The sequence below is a fragment of the Nodosilinea sp. LEGE 07298 genome, assembly GCF_015207265.1.
In the GTDB taxonomy this organism is placed as follows: domain Bacteria; phylum Cyanobacteriota; class Cyanobacteriia; order Phormidesmidales; family Phormidesmidaceae; genus Nodosilinea.
Genome location: NZ_JADEXE010000334.1, coordinates 1 through 6,874, shown reverse-complemented (window position 1 = coordinate 6,874; position 6,874 = coordinate 1). Strand labels below are relative to the sequence as shown.

Sequence of the window (6,874 nt, the reverse complement as noted above, 5' to 3'; positions counted from 1 at the left end):
CCACCGACATTGCCATCATTGGCGCTGGCCCCCAGGCGCTTACCCTGGTCACCCACCTGCTGCAAAAGAAAGCCGCGATGCGCGATCGCTTTGTGGTGATTGACCCGGCGGGGGAGTGGCTGCACCAGTGGCACCACCAGTTTGGGGCGCTTGAGATTCCTCACCTGCGATCGCCCGCTGTCCACCATCCCGATCCTCACCCCTCGGCTCTGCGCACCTTTGCGGAGAGCCGCCCCGACGAACTATTCCCGCCGTATGCCCTGCCTAGCACGGCCCTGTTTCATGACTTCTGCCAGTCAGTAATCCAGCGCTGGAACCTAGCGAATCGAGTGATGGCGGGGACGGTGCAGCACCTGGAGCTTTGCCAGGGACTAGGGCGGCAGCAGTTTCGGCTGGGGCTGGCGGATGGCAGGCAGCTTTTGGCCCGGCGGGTGGTGCTGGCGATCGCAGGCGGTACGCCTCACATCCCAGACTGGGCGCGGCAGATACCCCAGACCTATCCGAGCGAACGACTGCGCCACTCCAGCCAGATCGACCTGCGCGGACCCTCACTGGCGGGCGAGCGAATTTTGATTGTAGGCAGCGGGTTAACCAGCGGTCACCTGGCGTTGGGAGCCGTAAATCGCGGTGCCCAGGTGATCATGATGGCGCGGCGACAGTTTTACGCCAAGCTATTCGATGCTGAACCGGGCTGGCTTGGCCCCAAGTACCTCAAGGGCTTTCACTCCGAACCGGGCTGGCATGAACGCTGGCAGATGATTCAGCAGGCCCGCAACGGCGGTTCTGTCACCCCGGCCATGCTGCTGCGCCTGCGGCGGCTTGAGCGCCAGGGCCAGATCACCTTTTACGAACAGTGCGAAGTACAGCGGGCAGAGTGGAAGGGCAACACTTGGCAGGTGCACTGTAGCACCGGAGCCGAGCACGCCTGCATCGCCCATCTGCCCGTTGATCGTCTCTGGCTGGCCACGGGTAGCCAGCTCAATGTCGAGCAATGGCCTCTGCTGGCAGACGTGCAGGCCACCTATCCGATTGAAGTGGTCAACGGTCTGCCGGTACTGGATCAGCATCTGCGCTGGCCGGGGTGCAACCTGTTTGTTATGGGTGGAGCCGCAGCCCTGCGATTGGGGCCGGTGGCGCGGAATTTGTTTGGCGGGCGGTTGGCGAGCGATCGCATTGTTCCAGCCTTGGTTAAACCCAGCCTTGGCTTATCTAGAACCAAAGCTCCATTGACGGCATAGGCAGAGGGCAAGGGCTAGAGCATGGGTTGCGGCTGGCTAGCTTGGCAGGTGGCACAACCACAACCTAGAGCATCTCGCAGCGTGTTTGCCTGAGCCTGGGTTGTTGACATTACAGCAAGGGTAGCTTGAACCTGGTCAGCTTCAGCTTGAGCCATTGGCCTAGCCGCAGCAGGACTAGCCAATACGACCGCTAATGCTAACGAACCTGAGCAGCCCAGTACGGACAAAACACTCATCTGATTCATGGCGTTTCCTAAAAAATCAGTTCGCTAAAGCATAACCAATCCACAGGAAAAAAAGATTTGGCCATTGGTCTATTAGCATAGACTGGCAGGCTAAAGATGATGGGTTAGTGGGGTATATGGTTAAAGGTTTCAGGTTCAAGGCGGGCCGTGGACCGTATACCTTGAACCCTGCACCCAGAGCAGCTGGCCCCTGTCAAAATCAGCTATCTACCCCTGGCCCCATTCGCGATCGCCCAGGCTTGGATAGAATCTAAACAGCCGTCTGCAAGCTGTGATTGCCCAACCCTCCTCTGGCCATGCCCGACGCTCTGGTTTCTATCGCCCAGCACTACCACGGCCGTACTAAGTACGACCCCGATACCCTGGCCAAGCAGGCTCGCCCTCTCGATTTCAGCCGCCAGCCTGCGACCTTTAAAACCTATCGGGTGGGGGCCGAGGTTGACCTCAAGCCCTACCTGGAGGAAGAAAACCTCGATCAGGGCGATGAGGTGGCCAACTGGATGCGGCTATCGCGGCTGCTGATTAATACCTACGGGTTAACGGCCAAATTTCCTACCGCTACGGGGCAGACGTTTTACCTGCGATCGGCACCCTCGGCAGGCGGGCTGTACCCGGCGGAGATCTATATTATTTCGCGCGGCACTCGGCTGCTGCCAGCGGGGCTTTACAACTATCAGGTCCGCAGCCACACCCTCTGGCGCTATTGGGAAGACCATGTATGGCAAGGGTTGCAGCAAGCCTGTTTTTGGCACCCAACCCTGGAGGCTACCCACCTGGCCATGGTGGTCACGGGGGTGTTTTACCGATCGGCCTGGCGCTACCAAGATCGGGCTTACCGGCGTATTTGCTTGGATGCGGGTCATCTGTTGGGCAACCTGGAGTTGGCCAGCGCGGTGGTTGACTACCGGCCCCACCTGATTGCCAGCTTTGCCGATCGCGCTGTGGCCGATCTGCTCTACCTCGACCCAGCCGAAGAGGGTGCCCTGGCGGTGCTGCCCCTGGCCGATTTGCTGACGGTGGAGCAAAATTTGCCCTGTGCCCAGGTGGCTTTTGCGACCCCGCCTCAAACCGAGTTTTCGGCGGTGCCCGATGGCGAGTTGCTGAACTACTTTCACCAGGTCACGGCGATCGCCCCCACAGCCAATGCCCCCAACTGGGCGATGCGCCCCACGGGCGACACCCCCCAGCCTGCCGATACCCTAGAAGATAAATACAATCTGCCCTTTGGCCTGCGAGTGCCCACAGGCAGCCCGGCGATCGACTGGGGGCCACACCTAGATCAGCTCGAAACTACTCTGTTCAAGCGGCGATCGACGCGGCGTTTTAGCGGCGGATCAATGTCTTTAGAGTTGCTCAAGCAGCTTTTAGACTTTACCTACCAGCCTCACCACTACCGCGATCAGGGCTTTGACCCCGACCCTGACTACGGCGATCGCAGCCTGGTGCATACCTTTGTGGTGGCCTGCGGCATTGAGGGCCTAGACGACGGCTGCTACTATTACGCCCCTCGCAGCGAAGAACTGCGCCAGGTGCGTTTTAAGAACTTTCGCCGCGAGCTGCACTACCTGTGCCTGGGCCAGGAGCTAGGCCGTGATGCCGCAGCCGTGGTGTTTCACACCGCTGATTTAGCTGGGGCGGTGGCGGCCTATGGCGATCGCGTTTACCGCTACCTGCACTTCGACGCCGGGCACCTGGGCCAGCGCTTAAACCTAGCTGCTGTGCGGCTGGGGCTGGGGGTGAGCGGCATCGGCGGCTTCTATGACGATCAGGTCAACGAGGTGTTGGGTATTCCAGCCGACGAGGCGGTGATTTACATTACCACTCTGGGGCAGGCGGGGTAGGCTAATGGGTAGATGGCTATGCCTGCGGTAGTGGGTTGGCCGGGTGCCCCGTTGTGTTGCCGCCTGACTATGGCCCAGTTTTCGTCTCAAACTCAGGCCCAAATTCAGGCCCAAGCTCAGGCCCAAACCCAGGTCCAGAGGCCGCTTGAGGACAGCCCTTCTCCTGGTGCGCCGCTGGGTAACCCTGATCGTCTGAGCGTGCTGCTGCTGGATGCGGGGGGCGATCGCCTCGCTCAATCTGCCCCGCCGACTTGCTGCCTGTTCGAGGCCGACACGCTGACTCAGGCCCTAGATTTTTGGCAAACGGGCCTCCCCGACTGGGCCGTGGTTGATCTGGCCTGGGCCGAGGGGAGTGGGCTGGCGTTTTTAGCGGCCCTGGGCGACACCTGTGCCCAGCGCCCGCTGCCGGTGGTGGTGCTGGTGGGGCCAGGCCAGGAGCGTATGGCTCTGGAGGCCATGAAGCTGGGGGCCGCCGACTACTGCTTTAAAGCTGAGTTTACCCCTGCCGACCTCTGGGGCAGGCTGAGCCAGCCGCAACGGGCACACCCAACGGCTCTGGAGCAGGCCCATCAGCACTACCAAAATCTGGTCGAAAATTCTCCCGATATTATTGAGCGGTTTGACTGTAAGCTGCGCCACCTCTACATCAGCCCATCGCTGGCCCGGCTTATCGGAGCCGATACCACCACCTTTTTAGGCAAAACCTGCCGCGAGCTGAACCTGGACAGCGCCATGGTCAATGCCTGGGAGGCGGCGGCGGCAGCGCTGCTGGCCACCGGAGACAAGCAGACAATTGAATTCACGACCCCTACCCTGATAGGGACGCGGCATTTTGAGATGGCGATCGCCCCAGAATGGTCCGCTACAGGTGAAGAAATAGAGTCAATTTTATGTATATCGCGCGATATCAGCGATCGCGTTGTCGCCGAGCAGGCCCAGGCGCAGCTGTTGGCCGATGCCCAGAGGGCTCAGGTCGACGCCAGTACCAGCCGCAATCGGCTCGCCAACGTTTTTGAGCGCATCAACGATGGCATTGTCGCCCTTGATCTAGACGGTCGTTTTACCTACATTAACCACCAGGCCGCTCAAATCATTGGGCATGACCCGTCTGAGCTGCTGGGGCAGCAGGTTTGGCATGCTTTTCCTGAAGTCGTAGGGCAGCCCTTTTACGACGCTTTTCATCGGGCGATCGCCCAGCAGCAGCCAGTCAACGAAGAGCTGTTCTACCCACCCTTCGATCGCTGGTTTGAAAACCGGATCTACCCCGATGCCAACGGTGTCACTATTTACTTTACGGATATTAGCGATCGCAAAGCCGCCGCTGCCAGCCACCAGCAAGCCGAGCAGCTGCGCCACGAGCTATCGCTGCTAGAACTCACCCTCGACTCTATTCTGGCGGGGTATTGGGATATCGATTGTGTGGCCAATACCGCCTACATGAGCCCTGGCCTCAAGGCCATGTTTGGCTACGCTGACCACGAGTTGGCCACCACCGCAGATACCTGGAAAACTCTGATCTTTCCAGAAGATTTGCCCCTAGCGCTAGAAAGCCTGACCCACCACATTCAAAATCACGGCCAGGTGCCCTTCTACAACGAAGTCCGCTATCGCCATAAAGATGGCTCTACGGTGTGGGTCATTTGCGCTGGGCAGGTGATCGCCTGGGATACGACAGGCCAGCCTCGGCGCATGGTGGGCTGCCATGTTGATATCACCCACCTCAAGCACGCCGAGACCAAGCTGCAAAAGAACGAGGCCCACCTGCGAACCGCTCAGCGCATTGGCAATCTGGGCAGCTGGGAACTTGACTTAAACACCCAAGCCCTGACCTGGTCCGATCAGGTGTACCGCATCTTTGGCCGCGGTTTGGACAGCGGTCCACCCACGATGGAGAGCTTCAATCAGCAGTTACACCCTGACGATGCCGAAATTCATCAGCAAAGGGTAGAAAGGGCGATTACCGACGGGGAAATTTACGACTGCGAATTTCGGATTCTGCGCCCCGATGGCACGCTAGTCTATCTTCAGTCCAAAGGCGAGCGGGTGCTGAATGCCGATGGTCAGCCCACCCACCTGACCGGCACCGTGCAGGACATTAGCGAGCGTAAACGCAGCGAGGCCGAACGCCAGCAGCACGAGGCTGAGATGCAAAACCTGTCGCTGCGCCTCTCCCTGGCCCTTAAGTCAGCCTGCATCGGCAGTTGGGAAAGGATATTAAACACCGACGAGGTGATCTGGGATCAGTGCTTAGTTGACCTGTATGGCTTTGCTCGGCTGGGGCGACAGGCCACCTATCAAGATTGGCGAGCCCAGGTCTATGCCGACGATATTGATTGGGTAGAAGCCGCCAACCAGGCTCTTTTAGAGAGCAATATTCCCTACGACACGGAGTTTCGCGTTTGGCGGGGCGATGGCAGCCTGGGCTGGATTCGATCTAGCGCCCTGGTGCAGCGGGATGCCCATGGCCAGCCCCTAAGTGTGATTGGCATAAACTACGACATTACCGAGAAAAAGCAAACGGCGGACGAGCTGAAGGCGCTCTCTGCACGACTGACGTTAGCCCTCGAGTCGGGGGGCTTTGGCAGTTGGGAATGGGATGTCGCGACCAACGTCATCAACTGGGATGAGCGCCTGATCGAGCTATATGGCTTTGAGGAAGGACGGCCTACCACCTACCAGAAATGGTGCAATCGGGTCCACCGCGAAGACCGGCAGACAGTAGAAGCGGCCCTCCAGGCCACCCTCGAAACCGATGCCCCCTATGATAGTGAGTTTCGCATCTGGCGCAGCGACGGCGAGCTGCGTTGGATCAAGGCCAACGCGCTGGTCTATCGCACTCCCGAGGGGCAGCCCATTAGCATGATTGGCATTAACTACGACATCACCGAGGCGAAGCTGGCTGAGCTGCATATGTGGCGCACCGCCGCCCAACTGGAAGCCTCAAACCGCGAGCTAGAGGCTTTTTCCTACTCGGTTTCCCACGATTTGCGGGCTCCGCTGCGGGCGATCGATGGCTTTAGCCGCGCCCTGCTCGAAGACTACGGCGATCAGTTCGACGAGGAGGGGCAAGATTATTTCGATCGCATTCGTCACAACGTCAGCCGCATGGGTCAGCTCATTGACGACCTGCTGCGGCTGTCGCGGGTGTCGCGCCAGGCCATGGTCTATGGAATGGTAAACCTTAGTGACTTGGTCGAAGAACAGCTCGACGAGCTACAGGCGACTGATCCCGATCGCGCCCTCACCGCAACGATTACTCCCGAGATCGTCGTCAGCGCCGATACGACCCTGATGCGGGTGGCGATCGCCAACCTGGTGCAAAACGCCTGGAAGTTTACCAGCCACCGCCCTAGCGCCCGACTAGAATTTGGCGTAATGATGCAGGCGGGCGAGCCGGTTTACTACCTGCGTGATAACGGAGCCGGGTTTGATATGGCCTACGCCGACAAGCTATTTGGGGTCTTTCAGCGGCTGCACAACACCGACGAGTTTCCGGGCACTGGCATTGGTCTGGCTACGGTACAGCGAGCCATTCATCGCCAGGGGGGGC

Annotated in this window: 3 protein-coding genes; all 3 read left to right on the top strand. The window is 59.5% G+C overall.

All coding sequences use genetic code 11. From position 1 onward, the window contains the following. The first annotated feature begins 8 nt into the window (after positions 1-8). Positions 9-1,238, top strand: coding sequence for a SidA/IucD/PvdA family monooxygenase (locus IQ273_RS28505; RefSeq protein WP_194026494.1), 1,230 nt, complete (start codon positions 9-11; stop codon positions 1,236-1,238). A 541-nt stretch (positions 1,239-1,779) separates the two neighbouring features. Beyond that, a complete protein-coding gene (locus tag IQ273_RS28500) occupies positions 1,780-3,324 on the top strand; it encodes a SagB/ThcOx family dehydrogenase (protein ID WP_194026493.1) in 1,545 nt (514 codons plus the stop codon). A gap of 69 nt (positions 3,325-3,393) precedes the next feature. Further along, positions 3,394-6,874: PAS domain-containing protein (locus tag IQ273_RS28495; protein WP_194026492.1), on the top strand; the 3,481-nt coding region annotated here is incomplete at its 3' end.